22 protein-coding genes are annotated in these 24,468 nt (G+C 72.4%); 13 read left to right on the top strand and 9 right to left on the bottom strand.

The window, feature by feature from the left end:
- Positions 1 to 204: 204 nt before the first annotated feature.
- Positions 205 to 1,629, top strand: coding sequence for an aminotransferase class V-fold PLP-dependent enzyme (locus ABT342_RS18970; protein WP_351574682.1), 1,425 nt, complete (start codon positions 205 to 207; stop codon positions 1,627 to 1,629).
- Here ABT342_RS18970 and ABT342_RS18965 read toward each other — a convergent pair.
- The 7 genes from ABT342_RS18965 to ABT342_RS18935 form a co-directional block, all read right to left on the bottom strand.
- Positions 1,590 to 3,023, bottom strand: coding sequence for a glycerate kinase family protein (locus ABT342_RS18965; RefSeq protein ID WP_502965573.1), 1,434 nt, complete (start codon positions 3,021 to 3,023; stop codon positions 1,590 to 1,592). The two genes, ABT342_RS18970 and ABT342_RS18965, sit on opposite strands and share 40 nt — an antisense overlap.
- Positions 3,020 to 4,438, bottom strand: a complete 1,419-nt coding sequence (locus ABT342_RS18960; protein WP_351574679.1) for an SLC13 family permease — start codon at positions 4,436 to 4,438, stop codon at positions 3,020 to 3,022. Before ABT342_RS18960 ends, ABT342_RS18965 begins: the two co-directional genes overlap by 4 nt.
- 142 nt (positions 4,439 to 4,580) lie before the next feature.
- Positions 4,581 to 5,240, bottom strand: a complete 660-nt coding sequence (locus ABT342_RS18955; protein WP_351574677.1) for a response regulator transcription factor — start codon at positions 5,238 to 5,240, stop codon at positions 4,581 to 4,583.
- An 11-nt stretch (positions 5,241 to 5,251) separates the two neighbouring features.
- On the bottom strand, positions 5,252 to 6,601 hold the full coding sequence (locus tag ABT342_RS18950) for a sensor histidine kinase (RefSeq protein ID WP_351574926.1): 1,350 nt from the start codon (positions 6,599 to 6,601) through the stop codon (positions 5,252 to 5,254).
- A 52-nt stretch (positions 6,602 to 6,653) separates the two neighbouring features.
- A complete protein-coding gene (locus tag ABT342_RS18945; protein WP_351574674.1) occupies positions 6,654 to 6,971 on the bottom strand; it encodes a small hydrophilic protein in 318 nt (105 codons plus the stop codon).
- 137 nt (positions 6,972 to 7,108) lie between these two features.
- Positions 7,109 to 7,390 (bottom strand): Lrp/AsnC family transcriptional regulator, encoded by a 282-nt coding sequence (locus ABT342_RS18940; protein WP_351574672.1) that lies wholly within the window; start codon positions 7,388 to 7,390, stop codon positions 7,109 to 7,111.
- Complete coding sequence (locus ABT342_RS18935; RefSeq protein ID WP_351574669.1) at positions 7,387 to 8,088, bottom strand: rhomboid family intramembrane serine protease; 702 nt, start codon at positions 8,086 to 8,088, stop codon at positions 7,387 to 7,389. The genes ABT342_RS18940 and ABT342_RS18935 overlap by 4 nt, the downstream gene beginning before the upstream one ends.
- 114 nt (positions 8,089 to 8,202) lie before the next feature.
- Here ABT342_RS18935 and ABT342_RS18930 point away from each other — a divergent pair, with 114 nt between their 5' ends.
- The 5 genes from ABT342_RS18930 (at position 8,203) to ABT342_RS18910 (ending at position 13,622) form a co-directional block, all read left to right on the top strand.
- Positions 8,203 to 8,445 (top strand): hypothetical protein, encoded by a 243-nt coding sequence (locus ABT342_RS18930; RefSeq protein ID WP_351574666.1) that lies wholly within the window; start codon positions 8,203 to 8,205, stop codon positions 8,443 to 8,445.
- A gap of 44 nt (positions 8,446 to 8,489) precedes the next feature.
- Positions 8,490 to 9,860: an NYN domain-containing protein gene (locus ABT342_RS18925; protein ID WP_351574664.1), complete on the top strand. Its 1,371-nt coding sequence runs from the start codon at positions 8,490 to 8,492 to the stop codon at positions 9,858 to 9,860.
- 332 nt (positions 9,861 to 10,192) lie between these two features.
- Positions 10,193 to 11,218: a C40 family peptidase gene (locus tag ABT342_RS18920; RefSeq protein ID WP_351574661.1), complete on the top strand. Its 1,026-nt coding sequence runs from the start codon at positions 10,193 to 10,195 to the stop codon at positions 11,216 to 11,218.
- A gap of 235 nt (positions 11,219 to 11,453) precedes the next feature.
- Positions 11,454 to 12,482, top strand: a complete 1,029-nt coding sequence (locus ABT342_RS18915) for a C40 family peptidase (RefSeq protein WP_351574658.1) — start codon at positions 11,454 to 11,456, stop codon at positions 12,480 to 12,482.
- A 24-nt stretch (positions 12,483 to 12,506) separates the two neighbouring features.
- Complete coding sequence (locus tag ABT342_RS18910) at positions 12,507 to 13,622, top strand: hypothetical protein (RefSeq protein WP_351574655.1); 1,116 nt, start codon at positions 12,507 to 12,509, stop codon at positions 13,620 to 13,622.
- 200 nt (positions 13,623 to 13,822) lie between these two features.
- On the opposite strand, the gene ABT342_RS18905 is transcribed toward ABT342_RS18910, so the two are convergent.
- The gene (locus ABT342_RS18905; RefSeq protein WP_351574652.1) at positions 13,823 to 15,088 is read right to left on the bottom strand and encodes a glycosyltransferase 87 family protein; all 1,266 of its coding nucleotides are present in this window, start codon (positions 15,086 to 15,088) and stop codon (positions 13,823 to 13,825) included.
- A 49-nt stretch (positions 15,089 to 15,137) separates the two neighbouring features.
- Here ABT342_RS18905 and ABT342_RS18900 point away from each other — a divergent pair, with 49 nt between their 5' ends.
- Positions 15,138 to 16,286 carry a glycosyltransferase family 4 protein gene (locus ABT342_RS18900; protein ID WP_351574649.1) on the top strand — a complete coding sequence of 383 codons (1,149 nt, stop codon included), beginning with the start codon at positions 15,138 to 15,140 and terminating at the stop codon, positions 16,284 to 16,286.
- 242 nt (positions 16,287 to 16,528) lie between these two features.
- Complete coding sequence (locus tag ABT342_RS18895; RefSeq protein WP_351574646.1) at positions 16,529 to 18,175, top strand: GMC oxidoreductase; 1,647 nt, start codon at positions 16,529 to 16,531, stop codon at positions 18,173 to 18,175.
- On the opposite strand, the gene ABT342_RS18890 is transcribed toward ABT342_RS18895, so the two are convergent.
- A complete protein-coding gene (locus tag ABT342_RS18890) occupies positions 18,163 to 19,959 on the bottom strand; it encodes an AMP-dependent synthetase/ligase (protein ID WP_351574643.1) in 1,797 nt (598 codons plus the stop codon). The genes ABT342_RS18895 and ABT342_RS18890 overlap by 13 nt on opposite strands.
- 261 nt (positions 19,960 to 20,220) lie before the next feature.
- On the opposite strand from ABT342_RS18890, the gene ABT342_RS18885 reads away from it, so the two are divergent.
- From ABT342_RS18885 to ABT342_RS18865, 5 genes are all read left to right on the top strand, one after another.
- Positions 20,221 to 20,982 (top strand): metallophosphoesterase family protein, encoded by a 762-nt coding sequence (locus ABT342_RS18885; RefSeq protein ID WP_351574640.1) that lies wholly within the window; start codon positions 20,221 to 20,223, stop codon positions 20,980 to 20,982.
- 68 nt (positions 20,983 to 21,050) lie between these two features.
- Entirely contained in the window at positions 21,051 to 21,494 is a 444-nt protein-coding gene (locus ABT342_RS18880) for an SRPBCC family protein (protein WP_351574637.1), read from the top strand.
- 11 nt (positions 21,495 to 21,505) lie between these two features.
- Positions 21,506 to 22,690 carry an ArsA family ATPase gene (locus ABT342_RS18875; RefSeq protein ID WP_351574634.1) on the top strand — a complete coding sequence of 395 codons (1,185 nt, stop codon included), beginning with the start codon at positions 21,506 to 21,508 and terminating at the stop codon, positions 22,688 to 22,690.
- 61 nt (positions 22,691 to 22,751) lie between these two features.
- Positions 22,752 to 23,174, top strand: a complete 423-nt coding sequence (locus ABT342_RS18870) for a DUF5304 domain-containing protein (RefSeq protein WP_351574631.1) — start codon at positions 22,752 to 22,754, stop codon at positions 23,172 to 23,174.
- Between the two features lie 61 nt (positions 23,175 to 23,235).
- Positions 23,236 to 24,177 (top strand): ROK family glucokinase, encoded by a 942-nt coding sequence (locus ABT342_RS18865; RefSeq protein WP_351574628.1) that lies wholly within the window; start codon positions 23,236 to 23,238, stop codon positions 24,175 to 24,177.
- Positions 24,178 to 24,468 lie beyond the last annotated feature (291 nt).

Here is a 24,468-nt window from a genome sequence, read left to right as displayed (position 1 = left end):
ATGTCACGCCCCTGGGGTCCTGGTCCTCAAGGGAGCTGTCTCGTGAGCAAGCGAATGCGATAGGGCCTTCCGGCCCCTTTTTCACCCTCCGCCCGGCCCGTCATCGCCGTGCGTCGAGGCAACACCCGTATGTGCCGAGGCCGCCTGGCCGCCGTGCGGGTCCTTCATCGCTCTTTCGCCTTTTCCTGCCCGGGAGATACCGCCATGTCCGCACGCCCGAACGCCGCCGCCTCCGCCACTGCTCTTGCCGGGGGCCCGTGCTGCACCGAGCCGCTGCCGGTCCTCGGCCGGGACGTCACCGTCCCGCTGGTGACCGGTGGCGAGGTCACCTACGCGGCTCTCGACTACGCGGCGAGCGCCCCGGCGCTGCAGCGCGTGTGGGACGACGTGTCCGCGTACGCCCCGTACTACGGCAGCGTCCACCGCGGCGCCGGCTACCTGTCGCAGCTGTCCACGGACCTGTTCGAGAACAGCCGGGTGACGGTCCATGAGTTCCTCGACTGCCGGGACGACGACCAGGTCGTCTTCACCCGCTCGACGACGGACTCGCTGAACCTGCTGGCCGCCGCTCTGCCCGCCGACTGCCAGGTCTTCGTCTTCGAGACCGAGCACCACGCCTCCCTGCTGCCGTGGAGGGATGCCCGGGTGACCTACCTGAACGCGCCGCGCACCCCCGGGGAGGCGGTACGGACGCTGGAGCTCGCGCTCGCCGAGCGCGACCCCTACGGGCCCGCCCTGGTCTGCGTGACCGGTGCGTCCAACGTGACCGGTGAGCTGTGGCCCGTACGGGAACTCGCGGCCGCCGCGCACGCCCACGGCGCCCGGATCGTCCTCGACGCGGCGCAGCTCGCGCCGCACCACGCCGTGTCGGTGCAGGACCTGGACGTCGACTGGGTCGCCTTCTCCGGGCACAAGCTGTACGCGCCGTTCGGCTCCGGCGTACTGGCCGGGCGGGCCGACTGGCTGCGGGACGCGGACCCGTACCTCGCGGGCGGCGGGGCCTCGCGCAAGGTCGCGCGGCGCACGGACGGCGGGGTGGACGTGGAGTGGCACACCACCGCCGCCCGCCACGAAGCCGGCTCCCCGAACGTCATCGGTGTCTACTCGATCGCCTCCGCCTGCAAGGCGCTCACCGAGGCGGGCTTCGACAGCCTGGTCGAGCGGGAGCAGCGGCTCATCCGCACGGTGCGGGCAGGGCTCGCGGAGGTGCCCGAGGTCAAGGTGCTTTCGCTGTTCGGCGACGACGCCCCGCGGGTCGGTGTCATCTCCTTCGTGGTGGAGGGCTGGAACAGCTCGCACTTCGCCGCCGCGCTCTCCGCCGAGTACGGAATCGGCGTGCGCGACGGCCTCTTCTGCGCCCATCCGCTGGTCCGCACCCTGCTCGGCAGCGACCCGGAGCAGGTGGGCGAGTGCGGAGCCCCGGAGGCCGAGCCGGGCGAGCGAAGCGAGGTGGGGGTCCCCCCGGCCGAAGGCTGGGGGAGGTCGCTGAACGCGATCCGGGTCAGCTTCGGCGCCGGCACGCCGGACGAGCACGTCGAGCGGTTCGTACGGGCCGTGAAGGAGCTCGTGCGCGACGGTGCGCAGTGGAACTACCGCACGGAGGACGGCCGCTGCGTGCCGGCGGTCTGAGCCGACGGGGCCAGGGCCTGTCCGGCGGATCTTGCTGGGCTCTCGACGCCCTGCGGCTCCGTCTCCTGCGTTGTCGTCAGTCGGCATGGCTCCGCCATGCCTCCCTCCTCCGCCTTGGGTCCGAAGCCGCATGACGCCGCTCGCTGATCCAGCCTGATCCGCCGGACAGGCCCTAGCCTGGTCCCCAGCACGATCATCCTTATGGCGCGCTCGGCCGCGTCGGCGAGGAATTCGCCGGCGCGGCCGAGCGCTTCCGTCATCGGCACGGGCGCCGGGACGATCGAGCTGTACGCGTCCACGCCGATGGCCCGCACCTCGTGCGCGCCCTCCCCGATGCACCCGGCGAGCGCCAGCACCGGCCGGCCGCACCGCTTGGCCCGGTGGGCGACCTCACCCGGGATCTTCCCGTACGGGGTCTGCCCGTCCAGCGCCCCTTCCGCGGTGACGACCAGATCTGCGACGGCGAGCCGGGCGTCCAGGTCGAGGTGCCCCAGCAGCACGTCGAACCGGGGGAGGAGCTGCGCCTCGATGGCGGCGAGCCCGGCGCCGAGACCGCCGGAGGCCCCGGTCCCGGGGCCGAACCGGAGGTCGGGGCGGGGCCGCGGGCCGGGACGGCTCGGTTCCGCGCCCACCACGTCCTGCTCCGCGCCCACCACGTCCTGCTCCGCGCCCACCACGTCCCGCGCCAGCACCGTCGCCCACCGCTCCAGCGCCGCCGACAGCTGCTCCACCTGGCCCGGCGTCGCCCCCTTCTGCGGGCCGAAGACCCGGGCGACCCCCCGCTCCCCGCACAGCACGTTGTGCGGATTGCAGGCCACCAGGATCTCGGTGCGCGCGAGGCGCGGGTCGAGGCCGGTCGGGTCGATGCGGTCGAGGCGGATCAACTCACCGCCGCCGTGCCCCAGTTCGCGGCCGTCGCGGTCGAGGAGCCGCGCGCCCAGGGCCTGCAGGGCCCCCGCGCCGCCGTCCGACGTGCCCGAGTCGCCGCAGCCGACCAGGACGCGGCGGGCCCCGCTGTCCAGGGCGGCGAGGATCAGTTCGCCGACGCCGTACGTCGTCGTACGGGCCGGGTCACGGCGGTCGGACGGGACCAGCGCCAGTCCCGCGACCGCCGCCATCTCGACGACCGCGGTGCCGGAGTCCAGCAGTGCGAAGTGGGTGCCGACGGGGTCGCCGACCGGCCCGGTCGCGGTCAGCCCGACCAGGCGCCCGCCGCCCGCCGCGGCCAGTGCCCGCGCGGTGCCCTCGCCGCCGTCGACCAGCGGGATGAGGTCGACCACGGCGTCCGGCACGACCCGCAACAGGCCCTCGGCGATCGACGCCGCGGCCTCCGCCGCCGACAGCGATTCCTTGAATCCGCTGGGTGCCACGGCGATCCGGAACGGACGGGTCATGGCTTCTCCCCATGGACGGGCACGCCGAGCAGCGGCCAGACGGTGAGCGCGAACAGCAGCACCACGCCCGCGGTCAGCGGCGCCAGCACCGCGGACAGGCGCAGCAGATCGCGCGGGGTGTAGCTGCCGGGAAGGTCGGCGTACAGCGCGACCGGTTTAGCCGAGGCGGGCAGGGTGTGGCAGAAGCCGGCCGCCGCCGTCGACGCGAGCGCGGCCGCCACCGGGTTGACCCCCGTACCGGCAGCCGCGGCGACCACCAGCGGAACCAGGACCGACGAGCGGGCCGAGCGCGACTGGAGCACGAGATGGGCGGCCGTGGAGACCGCGACGACCACGGTCAGGAACAGCCACGGGGGCACGGACACGGGCAGCCCGCCGACCAGCCACCCCGCCGCCCCCGACTCCGCGAGCGCGACCCCCATCGCCGTCGTCGCCGCCATGAACAGCAGCAGCGGCCACGGCACCGTCCGCAGACCCTCCTTCAGCCCGACGGTGCCGAGCGCCGGCGAGGCCGCCACGACCGCCCCGATCAGCGCGACCACGGCCGGCGGCACCCGGTGCAGCGGCTCGCTGCACCACAGCACCACCACCGTGGCGAGCAGCGCCACGCACCGGCCCTCGGCCGTGCTCAGCGGGCCGGTGACCGGCGTCTCGGAATGCTTCTGCAGCTGCGCCGCGCTGATGTGCACCGGGGTGCGGCGCTCGGCGCGCCGGGTCGTCGTCAACAGCACCACCTCGGCGGCCAGATGGGACGAGACGACGGCCAGCGGCAGCCCGAGCAGCAGCCACTCGACGAAGCCGAGCCGCTCCCCGGTCTGCTCCCAGAGCACGTTCACGGTGATCAGATGGGCCCCGGCGCCGATCAGCGTGGCGACGGCCGACAGCAGGACCACCGTGGGAAAGAGCAGCGCCAGCATCACGATCAGGCGCTTGCGCTCGCCCAGGGCCCGCGCCAGGGCGAGGAAGACGGGCAGGGCGAGCGCGGCCCGGCCCGACGTGGCGGGCACGGCGAAGGAGGTGACGACGAGCGCGGCCGTCGTCAGATGCACCAGCTGCCGCACGGTCCTGGCCCCGCCCACCAGGAACGCGGCAGCCCGGCCCGCGAGCCCGGTCCGGCCGACCGCCGCCGCCAGCACGAACGCGCAGATCAGCAGCCACACCGTCGCGTCACCGAGGGTCGCGAACAGGGTCTCGCTGCTGATCACTCCGGTCGCGGTGAGCGCGAGCCCGGCGCCCAGCGCGATGAAGGTGTCGTCGACGGGGGTCGCGATCCAGGCGCAGGTGGCGAGGGCGAACACGGCGAGAGTGAGCCGGGCGTCGGCGCCGAGGCCGGGGAAGTTGGACGGCACGGCCAGCACGGCGCAGAGGCTGAGCGCGCCGCACAGCCAGAAGGACTGCCGGAACGAGAGGGTCACGACGATCAGTCTCGGCAGCCGCCGTGAGTCCCGAATGAGCGCTTTGTGAAAGGAACTTCATCGACCGTCCCCACGGCTCACGGCTCACGGCTCACGGCTCATGGCTCATGGCTCATGGCCCCAGGGCCCTCGGCCCCGCGGCTCACCGCATGCGGTAGCCCATGCCCCGCACCGTCTCCAGGCACTCCGCGCCCAGCTTCTTCCGCAGCGCCCGCACGTACACGTCCACGATGTTCGAGCCCGGGTCGAAGTCGTAGCCCCACACATGGGACAGGATCTGCTCGCGCGACAGCACCTGCCCCGGATGCCGCAGGAACAGTTCCAGCAGCACGAATTCACGGGCCGTCAGATCCACCGTCCGGCCGCCCGCCCGTGCCCTGCGGGTCCGCAGGTCCAGGCCGATGTCGCCGCTGCGCAGCACCGTCACCTCGGGCACGCGTGCGGCGGTGCGCAGCCGCAGCCGTACCCGCGCCAGCAGTTCCTCGAAGCGGAACGGCTTCGTCATCCAGTCGTCCGCGCCGCCCTCCAGACCGGCCACCGTGTCCCGTACGGAATCGCGGGCCGTCAGCACGACGACCGGCAGGGTCACCCGGGCCTCGCGCAGCTCCCTCAGCACGGTGAAGCCGTCGCGCCCCGGCAGTCCGATGTCGAGGACCATCAGGTCGAAGCCGCCGGTGACGGCGTAGTCGAGCGCGGTGTCGCCGTCGGCGGCGACGGTGGTGGTGAAGCCGTTGGCGCGCAGGCCCTTCTGGACGAAGGAGGCGATGCGCTCCTCGTCCTCGGCGATGAGAATCCGGTTCACGCTCACGTCCCTCACGTCTCTTCCAGTACGAGTACGAAGGTGGCGCCGCCGCCCTCGGTGGGGCGCAGCTCGACGCGGCCGCCCCGGTGGCCCTCGGCGATGGCCTTGACGATGGACAGCCCGAGGCCCGCGCCGCCGGCCCTGCTGCCCCGGCGGGCGGTACCGCGCCGGAACCGCTCGAAGATCACATCGGCGTCCTGCTCCTGGACGCCGGAGCCGCTGTCGGCGACGTACACCTCCAGTCGGCTGCCCAGATCCCGTGAACCGATGCGCACCCGCTGGCCGGGGACGGTGTGCTGGACGGCGTTCTGCGCGAGCTGCACCATCGCCTGGGTGACGCGCTGCGGGTCGAGCACGGCCTCGCGGTCGGCGACCGGGTCCAGGATCCAGTCGCGTTCGCCGAGCGTACGGGCCTTGACGAAGACATCGGCGGTGAGTTCGCCGAGCTGGACCGGCTCCGGGCGGACGAAGTCGGGGCGTTCGGCCTTCGCGAGCAGCAGCAGGTCCTCCACGATCCGGCTCATCCGGTCGAGTTCGTCGGTGACGAGCCGCACCGTCTCCTCGCGTTCCGCCGGGTCGTCGCCCATCAGCTCCAGATGGCCGCGCACGATGGTGATGGGCGTACGCAGCTCATGGCCGGCGTCGTCGACGAACTGCCGCTGCCCGGCGAACGCCCGCTCCAGCCGGTCGAGCATGGCGTTGAACGTCTCGGCGAGCGCGGCGATGTCGTCCCGGCCCCGCACCGGGATGCGCCGGGTCAGATCCTGCTCCGTGAGCTGCGCGGCGGTCGTCCTGACGATGCGTACGGGGGCGAGGATGCGGCCCGCGACGGCCCAGCCGATGCCCGTCGTCAGCAGCAGCGCGACACCGGAGATGGCGAGCAGAGTGCGGAACGCCTCGTCGGCGACGGCCCGTTCGTGGTCGGCGTGGAACGCGACGACGAAGGAGGCGCCGGAAGGCTCGATGGGGACCTTGGCCCAGCGGATCTCGCCCTGGGGGCGGTGCAGGGTGCCGGAGGAGGCGGGGGAGGCGTGGATGCGGGTGAGCGCGTCGCCGTCGCGGTAGAGCGCGATCCGGGCGGGGATGTCCCGGGACTGCCGGATCACATGGGGCCGGGGCCCGATGGCGGGGCTGAGCCCGAGCAGTTCCTCGTCCGGGTCGGAGTACTGGCGCTGGAGGAACACCTCGAGGAGCCGGCGCGGATCGGTGAACGGTCCACCGGTGGCCGGGTCGACACCCTGGTCGACGAAGTTCGCGAACTCCCCGGTCTCCTGGGTGAGCAGCTGGCTGATCCGGTGGTTCACGTCCCGCAGCAGGATCGACCGGGTCGTCCCGGCGACGGTCGCGAGCGCCATCGTCATCACCAGCAGCAGCCACAGCAGGATCCGTACGCGTGCGGAGATCCTGCGGGCGTCAGCCGTCGTCACCGAGGTCGTCGTCCTCGTCGTCGGTCGCGGGCGGCCCCGGCACGACGGCGTCGCTCGGCGTCGGCGCCTTGCGGGTGGGTGTCGGCGCGGGGGCGGGGGTCGGCGGCGCGGGTGTCCGGGTGGAGGACGGGGCGGGCGGCGCCGGACTGCTGGGCGTGCCGCCCGCCGGCGCGGTGCTCAGCTCCACCTTGGGCGGCACCTTGGGCGCCTTTGGCGCGTCGGTCAGTACGTAGCTGGTCGCCGCGATACCGAGGGGGATCGCGACGACCGCGGCGAGCGTCGCGAGTCGGTGTGCGAAGGCCATACGGCCATCATCGGGGCGCCGCCCGGTGCCCCGGATGAGCCGGAGATGAAGGCTTCCTCATCCGGGCCTCATCCGAAACAGAGGAGGCGACCCCGGTACGCCGACGGCCGCCCGGTCCCGTACACCCGCCGGCGGACCTATGCGTCGAGACCGATCGCGAAGGCCGCCTCCAGGTCGTGCTGGGAGTACGTACGGAACGCGACGTGCGTGTCCGTCGCCTCGACGCCTGGGATCTTGCTGATGCGGCCCGGAATGACGTCGGCCAGTTCCTCGTGCTTGGCCACACGGACCATCGCGATCAGGTCGTACGTACCGGTGACGGAGAAGACCTCGGTGATGTTGTCCAGCGCGGCGATCGACTCGGCGATCTCCGGAATGCGGTCCACGCTGGTCTTGATGAGCACGATCGCGGTGATCACGGCTGGCTGTCTCCCTCGGTGGCCGTGGACTGGGCCTTCACTCTAGTCCTCCGGAAGCAGCCCCACGCCAGCAGAAAGCCGGTCCCGAAGCCCACCAGATGGGCCAGGTACGCGACTCCCGGACCCGACGACGCGTTGCGGGCCTCCGCCACCCACTGCAGCACGAACCAGAAGATCAGCACGATCCAGGCGGGGAAGCGCAGCGGCAGGAAGAGGAGGAAGGGGAAGAGGCTCGTCACCCGTGCCCGGGGGAAGAGGCACAGGAACGCGCCGAGCACCCCCGAGATCGCCCCGGAGGCCCCCACCAGCGTCTGGGCGGACTCCGCGTTGGCGGCGGCGTACGCGACGAGCGCGAAGTAGCCGCAGCCGAGGTAGAAGAGCGCGAACCGCACATGGCCCATGTGCTCCTCGGCCATCGCCCCGAAGACATAGAGGAAGAGCATGTTGCCCAGCAGGTGCAGCCAGCCGCCGTGCACGAACAGCGCGGTCAGCGGGGTGAGGAGCGTGCGCGGGGAGCCGTGCATCAGCTCGCTCGGGATGACTCCCCAGCGTGCGAAGTGGTCGCTCTGTGCGGCGAGGAGCGTGTCCCCGGTGCCGTATGCCGGGTTGAGTCCGGAAACCGGACCGATGACGAACAGCAGACAGCACAGACCGATCACTCCGTAGGTCACGGTGGGACCCGTTCGCCAATCGATCATTCACAGAGCATGGCGTACCGGGAGGGAAGGGGGCAGACTGCCTCGCCGTGTCACCGCGTGCAGGTGAGGTCGTAGGGTTACGGGCAGTACGCACGACGAGACGAGGACGGCACGATGACGACGGTTCCGACGCCGACGGCCACCACCCGGTGGCGCTGCACGCTCTGCGGCAATCTCACCCGGTTCGATGTGACCCGGTCGTCCAAGGTCGTCGAGTACGTCCATCTGGACCTGGCGGGAGAGCCCACGGTGGAGGAGCGCGAGGTGGTCAGTGAGACCATCGAGTCGGTGCGCTGCCGCTGGTGCAACGCGGTGGACCAGATCGAACTGGTGGACAGGCCGGGCGCCGACTCCTGACGGGAGACGCCCGGACCCGTACGGAGACATTGGGGTGACGGATTGTGGAGCAGCCTGACAGCGGCGCCGGCCCGGCCGGTGCGGCCGGCGATGCCGGTGGTGCCGCCGAGGCGCTCGACCGCCCGCTGCCCGAAGGTGTGCGGCGACGGGTCGTCGCGCTGGTGTCGGACGCGTTCGGCGGGCTGACCGTCGCGGAGCTTCCCGCCCAACTGCGGCAATATGCCCGGTTCACCCCTTCCCGGCGTGCCAAGTACGCGGGGAACGCCATGGCCGCCACGCTGGAGGGCGACCCGCTGTTCCGTCAGCGCATCGGCGAGCGGCTGCGCGAGGCGCAGCCGGAGCTGGCGCATGCGCTGGAGTCCGGGTCGCCGCTCGCGGCCGCCGACCCCGTCGACGTGGCCGCGGCCGCCTACGTGCTGCGGCCCGCCGGCTGGGTGAAGCTGGTGGCCGCCGCCGGTGAGGAGGCCCAGCGGGCGGACGCCGAGCGCGCCGACGAGGAGGGCCGGCGCGAGCTGGAGCGGCTGCGCGAGGAACTGGACCGGCTCAAGTCCCACACCAAGGCCGAGACCGAGCGGCTGCGCACCGAACTCGAAGCCGCCCGCAAGGAAGCCGAATCGCTTCACCGCAAGCTGCGCAGCGCCCAGAGCGATGTGAAGCGCGGCGAGGCGGCCGTGCGCCGCCTCGCGGCCGAGACCGAGGCGGCCAAGGCGGAGGCGCAGACCCAGCTCTCCGCCGCCGAGAGCGAGGCCCGGCGGCTCAAGGCCCGCCTCGGCGAGGCGGAGTCGGCGGTCGAGGCGGGCCGCAGGGCCGCCCGCGAGGGCCGCTCGATCGAGGACATGCGGGTCCGGCTGCTGCTGGACACCGTGCTGGACGCGGCCCAGGGCTTGCGCCGCGAACTGGCCCTGCCGCCCGCGTCCGTACGGCCCGCCGACACGGTCGACGCGGTCGAGCCGGGACGTATGACCCCCAAGGACATCGCGGCGCGCGCCCTCTCCGAGACGGACCCGGCGCTGCTGGACCAGTTGCTCGCCCTGCCGCAGGCGCATCTGGTCGTGGACGGCTACAACGTCACCAAGACCGGCTATCCGACGATGCCGCTGGAGAAGCAGCGGCTGCGGCTGCTGGGCGGGCTCGCGATGCTCGCCGCGCAGTCGGGCGCCGAGATCACCTGTGTCTTCGACGGGGCGGAGCTGGCGGCGCCGGTGCTGCTCGCGCCGCCGCGCGGGGTGCGGGTGCTGTTCTCCAAGCCGGGGGTGACCGCGGACGAGCTCATCCGTCAGCTCGTACGGGCGGAGCCGCCCGGGCGGCCCGTCATCGTGGTCTCCACCGACCGGGAAGTCGCGGACGGTGTCGCGAAGGCGGGCGCCCGGCCCGTCGCGTCCGTCTTGCTGCTTAAGCGGCTTTCACGCGTCTAGTGCGCCGTTCTCGTAACTCCTGCGGTTAATGCCCGATTTAGTCGCACGGCTGCGGAACGTACCGTCAATTGGCCGCTACTGCCCGTGCGGTGTCTGTAAAGAATGCGCTTCGTGAGGCAGTTTTTTCTCATGAGGATTTGAACTGATCACAAGAAGGTCACTAGGGTCGGGCCTCGAACCTTCGCGCGGTTGATCGTCCATCGGGGATGACAGCGAAGGAACCGCCGAATTCGTACAGTTCAGCCCAATTTCGCGGGGGAGCTGACGGTGCGAGCCGGGGATTCAACCCCCCACTGCCCGGTAGGCGGCTGAGGAAGAAGGAGCTCGCCTTCGTGGCGTCCCACCGTCGTCCCAAGCAGCCGAGCCGCGCCCGTGTGACCGTGCTCACCGCGACCGCCGCCGCGGCCGTCGCTCTGACCTCCCAGGCCGCGCAGGCCGACCCGAAGCCGAGCAAGGACGAGGTCAAGGCGAAGGTCGACAAGCTCTACCACGAGGCGGAGAAGGCGACCGAGGACCACAGCTTCGCCAAGGAGCAGCAGACCACGCTCCAGAAGCAGGTCGACGCGATCCAGGACAGGGTCGCGCGCGGCCAGGACGAGCTCAACACCCTGCGCGACGGCCTGGGTTCGGTGGCCACCGCCCAGTACCGCTCCGGCGGCATCGACCCCGCCCTCTCGCTCTTCCTCTCCTCCGACCCGGACAGCTACCTCGACAAGGCGTCCCTCGTCGACCAGTTCGGCGCCAAGCAGGCCGCCGAGCTGGAGAACATCCAGTCGAAGCAGCGCACCCTGGCCCAGGAGCGCGCCGAGGCGACCCGCAAGCTCGCCGACCTCGAGGACGTCCGCAAGACGCTCGACGCGAAGAAGAAGACGATCCAGGCCAAGCTCGCCGAGGCCCAGAAGCTCCTCAACACGCTGACCGCCGAGGAGCGGGCGAAGATGGCGGACGAGGAGCAGCGCGCCAGCCGCGAGGCCGGCGACCGCGTGGACCTCGGCAACGAGGTGCCCGCCTCGCAGCGTGGCGCCGCCGCCCTCGCGGCCGCCGACACGCAGGTCGGCAAGCCGTACGTCTCCGGCGCCGAGGGCCCCAACTCCTACGACTGCTCGGGCCTGACCCAGTGGGCGTACCGCCAGGCGGGCGTGGGCCTCACGCGCACCACCTACACCCAGCAGAACGACGGCGTGAAGATAGGCCGCAGCCAGCTCAAGCCGGGCGACCTGGTCTTCTTCAACGGCCTTTCGCACGTGGGCCTGTACGCGGGCAACAACCAGGTCCTGCACGCCCCGAAGCCGGGCGCCTACGTCCGCTACGAGTCGATGGACTGGATGGGCACCTTCCAGTTCGGCGTCCGCATCTGAGCCGACGGTCCCGCATTCGACGGTCCCGGATCCGACAGCCCTCGGATCCGACGCCCATTCGGGGGAATCGCGGATCCCCCCGCTGACGTCACGCCCCGCCGGTGACCTTGTGGTCTCGGGCGGGGCGTCACTGTTCAGGCGTGACGCCGCCTTTGGCCGACCCGTGATCGCGCCGCTACTCTCTGCCGCTGGCAGCCGACAGGCTGCCTCGTCCAGCGGAAGGAGTACGGCTCCTGTGGCGTCTCATCGCCGACCCTCAGCGTCCGGATTCAACCGGGGCGCCCGGGTCACCCTCCTGTCGGCAGCGGCGGCCACCGCCGCGGCCGCGTTCGGAGCCGCACCGGCCGGCGCCGACCCGGGCCCCGGCAGCACCCGGGCCAAGGTCGACCGGCTGCACGAAGAGGCCGAGAAGGCAACGGAGCGGTACAACAAGGCCGACGAGCGCGCGGACCAGCTGCGTGGGGAGGTCGCGGCGGTACAGGACAGCGCGGCGCGCGGCCAGGAGCGCATCAACCGGATGCGGGGCGCGCTGGGTTCGGTGGCCAGCGCCCAGTACCGCTCCAGCGGCATGGACCCGGCGCTCGAACTGCTGCTGTCCACGGACCCCGACACGTACCTCGAAAAGGCCGCGGTACTGGACCGGCTGAGCGAGCGCCAGACGAACGCGCTGCACGAGCTGGAGCGGGCGCAGCGCACACTGAACCAGCAGCGCACGGAGGCCACCCGCAAGCTGGCCGAGCTGGAGCGCACCCGGTCCGCCGTGGCCACGCACAAACGCAGCGTCGAGGCCAAGCTCGCCGAGGCGCGGCGGCTGCTGAACTCCCTTCCGGACGCGGAGCGGGAGTCCTACGACCGGGCCTCCCGTTCCGGCCGCGACGGCGCGCTGCCGGATCTGTCCGGGGGCCTCGGCCCCTCCTCGGCGCGCGCCGCGGCCGCCGTGGCGGCGGCGCAGAGCGTGGTCGGGCGGCCGTACGTATGGGGCGCGAACGGACCGAACGGCTTCGACTGCTCCGGCCTGACCCAGTGGTCCTACGCCCAGGCGGGGGTCGGGCTGCCGCGCACCTCCCAGGCGCAGCGGTACGCCGGGCGCCAGGTGCCCCTGTCGGAGGCGCGGCCGGGCGACCTCGTGACGTACCGCTCCGACGCCAGCCATGTGGGGATGTACGTCGGCAACGGGCAGGTGATCCACGCGCCCTACCCCGGGGCCGCCGTGCGCTACGACCCTGTGCGGATGATGCCGAACGCCACGGTGACCAGGCCCTGACGATGTGACCGTACGATCGGCAGGGTGCCTGGTGGTCGGAGAAGGATCCGCGGGGCGGTCGGCGCGTGGTGCGCCGCCGCCCTGCTGCTCGTGCTCTCCGGCTGCGCCGGCGGGGCCGCGGCGCCGCCGGACACCACGCGCGCGGACATCCAGCGCACGCTGGACGCCCGCGCGGCCGACGAGCGCCGCAGGCTCGCCGATGTCCCGCTGAGCTCGTGGGAGTACCGGCTGAGCGAGGTGCGCCGCACCGGTGACCGGGCCACCGCCCAGGCCCAGCTGCGCTACCGCATCGACGGCTACGACGCCGCGCCCGTGTCCACCACCCGCACCCTGGAGCTGCGCCGCTCCGGGCAGGAGGGCGATTGGTACGTCACCGCGGACCGGGCGGGCCCGGGCGGCGCCCAGCAGCTGTGGCAGCAGGGCGACGTCGATGTCGTACGCGGCACGCGCAGCCTGGTCCTCGGCGCCGGCCAGGACCCGGCGCGGCTGCGGGCGATCGCGGCGGAGGCCGACCGGGCCGTGCCCGCGGTCTCCGCCGCCTGGCCGGAGAAGTGGGCGGGGCGGGTGGTGGTCCTGGTGCCCCCGTCGCTGGACGCGATGGGCGCTCTGCTGAGCGCGCCCGCCGCGAGCTACCGGGGCATCGCGGCGGTGACCACGGGCACGCGGGTGATCGTGAACCCCGAGGCGTACGAGTCGCTGAGCGAGCTGGGCCGCCGCGTCGTGCTCACCCACGAGACCACGCACGTGGCGACGCGCCCCCACACCACGTCCGCCACCCCGATGTGGCTCTCGGAGGGCTTCGCCGACTGGGCCGCCTTCCGGGGCACGGGCCGCACGGCCGCCCAGACCGCGCCCGAGCTGCGGCGCTCGGTCCGCGGCGGCGCCGTGCCGGCCGCCCTCCCGGCCGACGCGGCCTTCGGCTTCGGCACCGACGCGGACGCCCTGGCCCGGGCCTACCAGGGCTCCTGGCTGGCCTGCGAACTGATCGCGGACCGGTGGGGGCCCCGCGCCCTGACGGACCTCTACCGGTCGGTGGGCAAGGGCGCCGGGCTGGAGAGCGCCCTGCGGGACGTGCTGGGCACGACGGTGGAGGGCTTCACGGGGGAGTGGCGGGGATATGTGCGGGGGCGGCTGCGGTAAGCGGCCCTGTCGGGGGCGGGGCGCAGTCCGGTGGACCGGGCCCGCTGCGGTAGGTGGCCCCGCCGGGGGCCGGGGCGGTCCGGTGGACCGGGCCCGCTGCGGTAAGTGGCCCCGCCGGGGGCCGGCGCAGTCCGGTGGACCGGGCCCGATGCGGGTGCCGGGGGCCGGGGCAGTCCCGTGGACCGGGCCGCGGCCACCGCTCAGGACCCGAGCAGCTCCTTGTCCCGCACCGGCCGCGCCGCGCGCGCCTGCGCCCCGTCGCCCCGCGCCCCCGGCACCGTCCCCGCCCACAGCCGCCGGCAGGCGATCAGCGTCGCCGCGACCAGCAGCCCGTTGCGCAGCACCAGCATCGCTATGCCGAGGGGACTGCTCTCCACCACCTGGGTGAATCCGATGGGGAACTCAAGGAACGTGACGCCGGTCGCCACCAGGATCAGCCCGGCGGGCAGGCCCATCCGGCTCGACCGGAACGCGAGACAGACGGCGGCGGTGCCCACCAGCCAGATCAGATACTGCGGGCTGATCACCCGGCTCGTGGTGGTGAACAGCAGCACCGCCACGAACGCCGCGTCCGCGGGCGTACTCGACGTGAACGTCCTCGCCCGCAGCCGCCACACCACCAGCCAGCCCAGCGCGAGCACCGTCAGCCCCAGCGCGGCCCCGCTGACCAGCGGGACGTACGGGCCGAGGAACTCGACCGAGCCGTAGTGCAGCAGCACCTGCCCCTCCCACCCCGCGTGCCGGGCGATGTGGAAGACCAGCGCACCCAGCGACTCGACCTCGGTGCCCCGGTCGCGCTGGAAGGTCAGGAAGGCCAGCGCCCCGGGCATCGCCGCCGTGCACAGCAGCAGGACGACGACCCCCGTGACCACCGCCGCCGTCCAGGACCCGCGCGTGGCGCGCCCGCGCGGCGTGCCCACCAGCAGCAGCACCGGCCACACCTTCAGCAACGCGCCGAACCCCGCCAGGGCGCCGAGCACGCGCGGACGGCGGGCGGCCGCCAGCAGCGCCGCGACGGCGACGGCCGTCACCATCAGGTCGTAGCGGGCCAAGGAGGTCGGGCCGAGCAGCGCCACGCCCGCCACCCAGACCCACGCCCCCCTCGGGGACTTCCCGGGCCGCCGCCCCGCGTACAGCAGCAGCCCGAACACCACCGCGTCGCACAGCAGCGCCAGGACGAAGAAGGCGGTGGCGTACTCCAGGAAGGGGAGAAGCGCGGGGGAGAGGATCGCGAGCGCGGCGGCCGGCGGGTACTGCCAGGTGACGTCGTCCAGCGGGTACGTGCCCGTCTTCAGCACCTCGTACCAGCCCCGGTAGATCCCCGAGACGTCGCTGGTCACATCGGGGCCGGGGACGACGAGGACCTTCAGGACGCAGAGCAGCAGGACGGTCCTCGTGAGGGCCCACGCCGCGATCGTTATCCCGGTTTTCGCCACAGGGAGCTGCACGCCCGCTGTGCCCTTCATGTCCACCTCATGATATTTCAGGCCGCTGTGGGCTGTAATGTCGGCGGCGATGCGCAAGACCCTGATCGTGACCAACGACTTCCCGCCCCGGCCCGGAGGCATCCAGGCATTCCTGCACAACATAGCGCTACGGCTGGACCCCCAGCAGGTCGTGGTCTACACCTCCGCCTGGAAGCGGGGCCGGGCGGGGGCCGAGGCGGCCGCCGCGTTCGACGCCGATCAGCCCTTCAGGGTCGTCCGGGACCGCGCGACCATGCTGCTGCCCTCGCCCCGCGTCACCCGGCGGGCCGTCGGGCTGCTGCGGGAGCACGGCTGTACGGCGGTGTGGTTCGGGGCCGCGGCCCCGCTCGCCCTGATGGCACCCGCGCTGCGCCGGGCGGGCGCGCGCCGGATCGTCGCCACGACCCACGGCCATGAGGCGGGCTGGGCCCAGCTGCCCGGGGCCCGGCAGCTGCTGCGCCGGATCGGGGAGAGTACGGACACGATCACCTATCTCGGTGAGTACACGCGTTCGCGCATCGCCGCGACGCTCACACCGCAGGCGGCGGCGCGGATGGTGCGGCTGCCGCCCGGCGTCCACGAGAAGACCTTCCACCCCGACTCGGGTGGCGCCCTGGTCAGGGAGCGGCTGGGCCTGACGGACCGCCCGGTGGTCGTCTGCGTGTCCCGGCTGGTGCCGCGCAAGGGCCAGGACACGTTGATCCTCGCGATGCCCGCGATCCTGTCCCAGGTGCCGGACGCGGTGCTGCTGATCGTCGGCGGCGGCCCGTACGAGCGGGAGCTGCGGGGGCTCGCGCACCGGACCGGTGTGGCCGCGTCGGTGCGCTTCACGGGGGCCGTCCCATGGAAGGAGCTGCCCGCGCACTACGGCGCCGGTGACGTCTTCGCCATGCCGTGCCGTACGCGACGCGGCGGCCTGGACGTGGAGGGCCTCGGCATCGTCTACCTGGAGGCCTCGGCCACCGGCCTGCCCGTCGTCGCGGGCGACTCGGGCGGCGCACCGGACGCGGTCCTCGACGGCGAGACGGGCTGGGTCGTGCGGGGCGGCGTCCCGGAGGAGTCCGCGGACCGCGTCGTCACCCTGCTGAAGGACCCGGAACTGCGCCACCGCATGGGGGAGCGCGGCCGGGAGTGGATCGAGGAACGCTGGCGCTGGGACCTCCTGGCCGACACCCTCAGGACACTGCTCCAGCAGTAGGGGGCGTTGCGGCGGGCGGCGCATTTCAGCCCGTCCGGCGTTTGAGGACGGTCACACGGGGTGCCGTTGCGAGGGCGGCGCATTCCCAGCCCGTCCGGCGTTTGAGGACGGACACACCGGGCGCCCTGGCGAGTGCGGCACTCTTGCGCCCGGCCGAAAACCGCACCGCACCCTCGCGCACCCGCCGAAAATCATGCGCGCAGCACATAGCCGGAATCCCGAAATCCGCCCATGCTGCGCCCATGACACCAAATCTGACGCGTCGTCACCTCTTAGGTCTCGGCGCCCTCCACACCGCCGCCGCCCTCGGGCTGACCAGAATCGGCCCCGCGGCCGCGGCCACCCCCGCAGCCGGCCCCGCGGCCCGGTCGTCGGCCGCGGCCGACCACACCCCCGCCCTCGTCATCGGCTCCGGCTACGGCTCCGCCGTCACCGCGCTGCGCCTCGGCGAGGCCGGCATCCGCACCGTCGTCCTCGAAATGGGCCGCCTCTGGGACGCCGGCACCCCCGGCCCCGACGGCAAGGTCTTCTGCCCCACCAGTACCCCCGACCACCGCTCCATGTGGTTCCGCACCCGCACCGAGGCGCCGCTCGCCACGTTCCTCTGGCTCGACGTCGTCAACAGGAACATCACGCCCTACCCCGGCGTCCTCGACCGCGTCCGCTTCGACAACATGTCCGTCTACGTCGGGCGCGGCGTCGGCGGCGGATCGCTCGTCAACGGCGGCATGGCCGTCACCCCGCAGCGTGCGTACTTCGCCGAGACACTGCCGACCGTCGACGCCCCCGCCATGTACGACACGTACTTCCCGCGCGCCCGCCAGATGCTCGGCGTCAACACCATCGACCCGGCCTGGTTCGAGTCCACGGAGTGGTACCGCTTCGCCCGGATCTCCCGTAAGCACGCCGAGCGCACCGGTCTGCGGACCACCTTCGTCCCCAACGTCTACGACTTCGGCCACATGCAGCGGGAAGCCGCCGGCCAGGCCCCCAGGTCCGCGCTCGCGGGCGAGGTCATCTACGGCAACAACCACGGAAAGCGCACCCTCGACAAGACCTACCTCGCCGCCGCCCTCGGCACCGGGAACGTCACCATCGAGACCCTGCACCGGGCCCGCGCCGTCCGAAGACAGCCGGACGGCACCTACGTCGTCACCGTCGACCGGACCGACCTGGCCGGCAAGGTCGTCGCCACCCGCGAACTCTCCTGCGACCGGCTCTTCATCGGAGCGGGCAGCCTCGGCACCACCGAACTGCTCCTGCGCGCCCGCGAGACCGGCGCACTGCCCGACCTCAGCGAGCACATCGGCACCGGCTGGGGCACCAACGGCAACGTCATGACCGCCCGCGCCAACCACATGTGGGACACCGTCGGCGCCAACCAGTCGACCATTCCCGTCATGGGCATCGACGACTGGTCCCACCCCACCCATCCGGTCTTCGCGGAGATCGCCCCGCTCCCGATGGGCTTCGAGCACTGGATCAGCCTCTACCTGGCGATCACCAGAAACCCGGAGCGCGGCACCTTCACCTACGACGCCGCCACCGGCGCGGCGAAGCTCAACTGGACCCGGGCCCAGAGCCAGGTCTCCGTCGCCGCCGCCAAGTCCCTCTTCGACCGCATCAACCTCAAGAACGCCACGATCTACCGCTACGACCTCTTCGGCGGCAACAGGACCTTCGCCGACGACTTCACGTACCACCCGCTCGGCGGCTGCGTACTCGGCCGGGCCACCGACAACTACGGGCGGGTCACCGGCGCTCCGGGTGTGTACGTCACCGATGGAGCCCTCATCCCGGGCTCCATCGGTGTCAATCCGTTCCTCACCATCACCGCGCTCGCCGAGCGCAACATGGCACGCGTCCTCGCCGAGGACTACGCCCGGTAGATCGCCTCGATCTCGTCCGCGAAGTCCTTCGCCACCACATTCCGCTTCAGCTTCAGCGACGGCGTGATGTGACCGGCTTCCTCCGTGAACTGGGAGTCAAGAATGCGGAATTTCCGCACCGATTCCGCCTTGGACACCGCAGCGTTGCCCTCGTCCACCGCCCGCTGGACCTCCGCCAGCAGATCCGCGTCCTCGCGCAGCGACGCCGCCGTCGAACCGGCCGGCTTTCCGTGGTCGGACGCCCAGCGGGTCAGGAACTCCTCGTCGAGGGTGACCAGCGCGCCGACGAACGGCCGCCCGTCACCCACGACCATGCACTCCGCGACCAGCGCATGAGCCCGGATCCGGTCCTCGATGACCGCCGGGGCGACGTTCTTGCCGCCCGCCGTCACCAGGATCTCCTTCTTCCGGCCCGTGATCGCGAGATAGCCGTCCTCGTCGAGCGTGCCGATGTCACCGGTGTGGAACCAGCCGTCGGCCAGCGCCTCCGCGGTCGCCGCCTCGTTGTTCCAGTAGCCCGTGAAGATGTGCTCGCCGTGCAGCAGCACCTCGCCGTCGTCGGCGATCCGCACCACCGAGCCCGGCAGGGGCTGGCCGACCGTACCGATCTTCTGCCGGTCCCACGGGTTGAACGCGGTCGCCGCGCAGGACTCCGTGAGGCCGTAGCCCTCCAGCACCGTGAAGCCGATGCCGCGGAAGAAGTGCCCGAGCCGCTCGCCCAGCGGCGCGCCGCCGGAGATCGCGAACTCGCCGCGCCCGCCCAGCACCGCGCGCAGCTTGCTGTAGACGAGCTTGTCGAAGACCTTGTGCTTGAGCTTCAGCCCGAACGGCGCGCCCTGCGGGCCGCTGGTGGCCCGGCTGTACTCGATCGCCGTGGCGGCGGCCTTGTCGAAGATCTTGCCCTTGCCGTCCGCCTGGGCCTTCGCCCGCGCCGAGTTGTAGACCTTCTCGAAGACGCGCGGCACGCCGAGGATCAGCGTCGGCCGGAAAGCGGCGAGTTCATCGGTGAGGTTCTTGATGTCCGGTACGCAGCCGAGGCGGATCGGCGCCATCACGGACGCGATCTCGACCATGCGCCCGAAGACATGGGCGGCCGGCAGGAAGAGGAGCACGGAGCCCTCGCCGGTACGGAAGAGCGGCTTGAGGCGCTCCACCAGGTTTCCGCACTCCGCGAAGAACGCGCGGTGCGTGAGCACACAGCCCTTGGGGCGGCCGGTGGTTCCCGAGGTGTAGACGATCGTCGCCGGGTCGTCGGCCTTCGCGACCGCGCTGCGCTCGTCGACCGTCTCGTCGGAGACCTCGGCTCCGGCGGCGGTCAGCTCGTCGACCGCGCCCTTCTCGATCTGCCAGACCTGCTTCAGGGCCGGCAGCGTGTCCCGTACGGACTCCACGGCGGCGACGTGCGTGTCACCCTCGACGATCACCGCGACCGCGCCGGAGTCGCCGAGTATCCACTGCACCTGCTCGGCGGAGCTGGTCTCGTACACCGGCACGGTCACCGCGCCGGCGCTCCAGATCGCGAAGTCCAGCAGCACCCACTCGTAGCGGGTGCGCGACATCAGGGCGACCCGGTCACCGGGGCTCACACCGGCGGCGATCAGGCCCTTGGCGGCGGCGCGCACCTCGGCCAGGAACCGGGTGGCGGTGACGTCCGTCCAGACGCCCGCGACCTTTCTGCCCATGACAGCCACATCGGGATGCTGCGCGGCATTGCGTCGGATGAGATCCGTCAGATTGCCGTCCGCGGGGACCTCGTACAGGGCCGGAAGGCTGAACTCGCGCAAGACTGCTGCTCCTCATCGGACGCCGGCGCCACGGCTCTGTGTGACCGCACCGGGGAATGGCCCGGACGTTACCCACCGGTACGTGGTTCCGGATAGGGGGTCCCGGCCAGATGTTTTCTGCGTCACACGACTGTCTCACCTGCGCCACATCTGTGTGCCGCAGCATCGCGAACCCTATTCCACCCGCCGGACCACCGGGAAGTAACCGCAGGTCCGGCGCCCTCTACCCACGCTCACACCGACGACCTTAGGGTGATCACCATGCGAGTTCATGTGGTGAGCGACGTACACGGGAACGCCCAGGATCTGGCCAAGGCCGGCGACGGCGCCGACGCCCTGATCTGCCTCGGCGACCTGGTGCTCTTCCTCGACTACGCCGACCACTCGCGCGGTATCTTCCCCGATCTCTTCGGAGTGGAGAACGCCGACCGGATCGTCGAACTGCGCACCGCGCGCCGCTACGAGGAGGCCCGCGAGCTCGGGCGGCGGCTGTGGGCGGGACTCGACCGGGACGCCGCGATCCTCGCCGCCGTACGGCGCCAGTACGCCGAGATGTTCGCCGCGTTCCCCACACCGACGTACGCCACCTACGGAAATGTCGACATCCCGACTCTCTGGCCGGAGTACGCGGGCCCCGGCACCACCGTCCTCGACGGAGAGCGCATCGAACTGGGCGGCCGGACCTTCGGCTTCGTCGGCGGCGGACTGCGCACCCCGATGCGCACGCCGTACGAGATCTCCGACGAGGAGTACGCCGCCAAGGTCGAGGCCCTCGGCGAGGTCGACGTCCTGTGCTCCCACATCCCCCCGGACGTACCCGAGCTGACCTACGACACCGTCCCGCGCCGCTTCGAACGCGGCAGCCGCGCCCTGCTCGACGCCATCCGGCGCACCCGCCCCCGGTACGCCCTCTTCGGGCACGTCCACCAGCCGCTGGCCCGCCGGATGCGGATCGGCTCGACCGAGTGCGTGAACGTCGGACACTTCGCGGCCACGGGGCGGCCGTGGGCCCTGGAATGGTGAGCGGCACCGTCGCGATAGATTGCAGACCGCAACCCCTTCAGCAGCAGCGCACCGGAGGAGCCACGGCGATGGCGGAACACACCAGCTCGAGCATCACCATCGACGCGGCACCGGCCGACGTGATGGGGGTGATCTCCGACTTCGCCCGCTACCCCGAGTGGACCGGGGAGGTGAAGGAGACCGAGATCGTCGAGAAGGACGAGCAGGGCCGCGCCCTGAAGGTCCGCCTCGTTCTCGACGCGGGCGCGATCAAGGACGACCACACCCTCGCCTACACCTGGACCGGCGAGAACAAGGTCTCCTGGACGCTGGAGAAGTCCCAGATGCTGCGCGCGCTGGACGGTTCGTACACGCTGAAGCCGGTCGACGACGGCAAGCGCACCGAGGTCACCTACCAGCTGACCGTCGACGTCAAGATCCCCATGCTCGGCATGATCAAGCGCAAGGCGGAGAAGGTCATCATCGACCGCGCCCTCGCGGGTCTCAAGAAGCGCGTCGAGTCCGGCGCCTGATCCGTATCTCGATGCGCACCGTCCTTGTCACCGGGTCCGGCGGCTCCGGCCGCACCACCGTCGCCGCGGCGACCGCGCTCGCCGCGGCGCGCCGCGGGAAGCGCACCCTGCTGCTCTCCGGCGAAGCCGGCGCCCTCCTGGACGTACCGGTCGGGACCCGGCCGGACGAGGTGACCGACGGCCTGTGGGCCGCCCGGGTCGACTCCGGCGCGCACTTCCGCGCCGAACTGCTCGCCCTCCAGGAGCGCAGCACCGCCGCGCTCGACCTGCTCGGCGCCCACAAGCTGGAGGACGCGGAGCTCACCGAACTCCCCGGCACCGAGGAGTTCGCCCTGCTCAAGGCGGTGCGCGAGCTGCCGGCCGGTGACTGGGACACGGTCGTCGTCGACATGCCCCCGGTCCGCGAGACCATCGCCCTGCTCGGGCTGCCCGAACAGCTGCGCCGCTATCTGCGCCGGCTGCTGCCGCCCGAACGGCAGGCCGCGCGTGCGCTGCGCCCGATGCTGGCCCAGCTCGCGGGCGTACCGATGCCCGCGCAGTGGCTGTACGAGACCGCCGCGCGCTGGGAGTCCGAGCTCGCGGCCGTACAGAAGCTGATCGAGGACGCGCACACGTCCGTGCGGCTGGTCGCCGAGCCGGGTCCGGCCGCCGAGGACAGCCTGCGCACCGCCCGTCTCGGCCTCGCGCTGTACGGGATGCGCGTCGACACGCTCGTCGCCAACCGGATCCTGCCGCCCGAGACCCCCGACCCCTGGCTCGCGGGGCTCAGGGCGCAGCAGGAGAAGGTCCTGCACGCGTGGCACGAGGAGTGGACGCCGGGCTCCGCCCTGCGCGAGCTGCCCCATCTCGGCCGGGACCCGAGAGGGCTCGACGACCTCACGCCCCTCACTGCGATGACGGTTTTGTATGGCGAGCCGGTCGCCGCGAACGCGGCCGGGCTCGGTCCGTGGCGCGTCGAGGGGCCGCGGGACGACGGCGACCTGCACTGGATACTTCCGCTGCCGGGGGCCGTCAAGGACGAGCTGCAGCTGGTCCGCAGGGGCGACGAACTGCTCCTCGCCGTCGGACCGTTCCGGCGGATCGTCCCCCTGCCGTCCGCCCTGCGCCGCTGCACCGTCTCGGGGGCCGGCCTCACGGACGGCGAGCTGAGGGTCCGATTCACGCCGGACCCCGGGCTGTGGCCACGAAGCCGCTGAACGGCCACCCGCCGGTCGGGTAACGTCGACCGTACGCAGTCCCGTTTTCCAGGAGTACGCCATGAGCGATGCCACCGAGCGTCCCGCCGTCGACGCCGACGCCTGGGCCGAGGCGTGTGCCGAGGACCTGGAGGCGGAGAAGGCCCGCCGCCGCGAGCACCACGGACCGCAGCCCGGGTCCGCGGCCGAGGAGCTGCGCAAGCTCGTGGACGCCGTCGCGGGCAAGCTGTCCTCGTTGCAGAACCCGCTGTTCGGCATGGCCGCGCAGGGGGCCGTGCAGCAGCTGATCACCCAGGCCAAGCAGGCCGTCGAGCCGGTCATCGAGCGCAACCCGGAGGTCTTCGACCACCTCGCGGCGGCGGGCAACGAACTGCTGGCCGCGTACCGCTCGGCGGTGGAGGGCCAGGAGAGCCGCTGGACGCGCGGCGACAAGCGGGACGACGACCCCGGCGCGGGCTCCGGCGAGAAGATCGATCTGGACTGAGGCCGGGGGTCCCTCCGGTACGGTTGGCCCTAGCGGGGCTCGACCGAAAACTGAGGGACACATGGGACTCACCATCGGCGTCGACATCGGCGGTACCAAGATCGCGGCCGGCGTGGTCGACGAAGAGGGCGCCATTCTCGAAACGCACACGGTGCCCACTCCGCAGACCGCCCCCGGGATCGTGGACGCGATCTGCGCGGCCGTCGCCGGAGCCGGTCAGGGGCACGAGATCGACGCGGTCGGCATCGGCGCCGCCGGTTACGTCGACGACAAGCGTGCCACCGTCCTCTTCGCGCCCAACATCGACTGGCGGCACGAGCCGCTGAAGGACAAGGTCGAGCAGCGCACGGGCCTCCCGGTCGTCGTGGAGAACGACGCGAACGCGGCGGCGTGGGGGGAGTACCGCTTCGGCGCGGGCCAGGGCCACGAGGACGTCATCTGCATCACGATCGGCACGGGCCTCGGCGGCGGCATCATCATCGGCAACAAGCTGCGGCGCGGCCGCTTCGGCGTGGCCGCGGAGTTCGGTCACGTCCGCGTCGTTCCCGACGGCCTGCTGTGCGGCTGCGGCAGCCAGGGCTGCTGGGAGCAGTACGCCTCCGGCCGCGCCCTCGTCCGGTACGCCCGCCAGCGCGCCAACGCGACACCCGAGAGAGCGCAGATCCTGCTCGGCCTCGGCGACGGCACCCCGGCGGGCATCGAGGGCAAGCACATCAGCGCCGCCGCCCGCCAGGGCGACCCGGTCGCCATGGACTCCTTCCGCGAACTCGCCCGCTGGGTGGGCGCGGGCCTGGCCGACCTCGCCTCGCTGTTCGACCCGTCCGCCTTCATCGTCGGCGGCGGTGTGTCGGACGAGGGCGATCTGGTCCTCGACCCGATCCGCAAGTCCTTCCGCCGCTGGCTGGTCGGCTCCCAGTGGCGCCCCCACGCCCAGGTCCTCGCCGCCCAACTGGGCAACAAGGCGGGCCTGGTAGGCGCGGCGGACCTGGCCAGACAGGGCTGACCGTGCTTTCCCGGGGGTGACCCCCGGACCCCGGGTACGGCCTTCGGCCGTGTCCTCAATCTCCCCCTACGCCCTACGGGCGTGGGGGACCCCCGGACGGGCTCATTCTGAGCCCCTCCGGCGATTGAGGAGCGGGGGTTCGGGGGCAGAGCCCCCGATTCGGGAAGGGGCGGGGTGGGGACAAAGCCCGCCGCAGGCGCCCCCCCCCGCCCCCCCCCCCCCCGCCCCCCCCAGCGCCCCCCCCCCCCCCAGGCCCCCCCCCCCCCCCCACGCGTCCCCCCCCCCCGGCCC

Origin of the sequence: Streptomyces sp. NPDC000410 (genome assembly GCF_040300305.1) — a bacterium.
Lineage (GTDB): Bacteria > Actinomycetota > Actinomycetes > Streptomycetales > Streptomycetaceae > Streptomyces.
Note: the sequence above shows the minus strand (reverse complement) of the source record. Positions and strands in the feature narration are given on the sequence as shown.

Coding starts and splice junctions, on each gene's coding strand:
- ABT342_RS18945 (WP_351574674.1), bottom strand. CDS start 6,971: ATGGCCTTCGCACACCGACTCGCGACGCTCGCCGCGGTCGTCGCGATC.
- ABT342_RS18865 (WP_351574628.1), top strand. CDS start 23,236: ATGGGACTCACCATCGGCGTCGACATCGGCGGTACCAAGATCGCGGCC.
- ABT342_RS18895 (WP_351574646.1), top strand. CDS start 16,529: ATGACACCAAATCTGACGCGTCGTCACCTCTTAGGTCTCGGCGCCCTC.
- ABT342_RS18870 (WP_351574631.1), top strand. CDS start 22,752: ATGAGCGATGCCACCGAGCGTCCCGCCGTCGACGCCGACGCCTGGGCC.
- ABT342_RS18950 (WP_351574926.1), bottom strand. CDS start 6,601: ATGACGATGGCGCTCGCGACCGTCGCCGGGACGACCCGGTCGATCCTG.
- ABT342_RS18885 (WP_351574640.1), top strand. CDS start 20,221: ATGCGAGTTCATGTGGTGAGCGACGTACACGGGAACGCCCAGGATCTG.
- ABT342_RS18930 (WP_351574666.1), top strand. CDS start 8,203: ATGACGACGGTTCCGACGCCGACGGCCACCACCCGGTGGCGCTGCACG.
- ABT342_RS18970 (WP_351574682.1), top strand. CDS start 205: ATGTCCGCACGCCCGAACGCCGCCGCCTCCGCCACTGCTCTTGCCGGG.
- ABT342_RS18900 (WP_351574649.1), top strand. CDS start 15,138: ATGCGCAAGACCCTGATCGTGACCAACGACTTCCCGCCCCGGCCCGGA.
- ABT342_RS18905 (WP_351574652.1), bottom strand. CDS start 15,088: ATGAAGGGCACAGCGGGCGTGCAGCTCCCTGTGGCGAAAACCGGGATA.
- ABT342_RS18880 (WP_351574637.1), top strand. CDS start 21,051: ATGGCGGAACACACCAGCTCGAGCATCACCATCGACGCGGCACCGGCC.
- ABT342_RS18935 (WP_351574669.1), bottom strand. CDS start 8,088: ATGATCGATTGGCGAACGGGTCCCACCGTGACCTACGGAGTGATCGGT.
- ABT342_RS18965 (WP_502965573.1), bottom strand. CDS start 3,023: ATGACCCGTCCGTTCCGGATCGCCGTGGCACCCAGCGGATTCAAGGAA.
- ABT342_RS18875 (WP_351574634.1), top strand. CDS start 21,506: ATGCGCACCGTCCTTGTCACCGGGTCCGGCGGCTCCGGCCGCACCACC.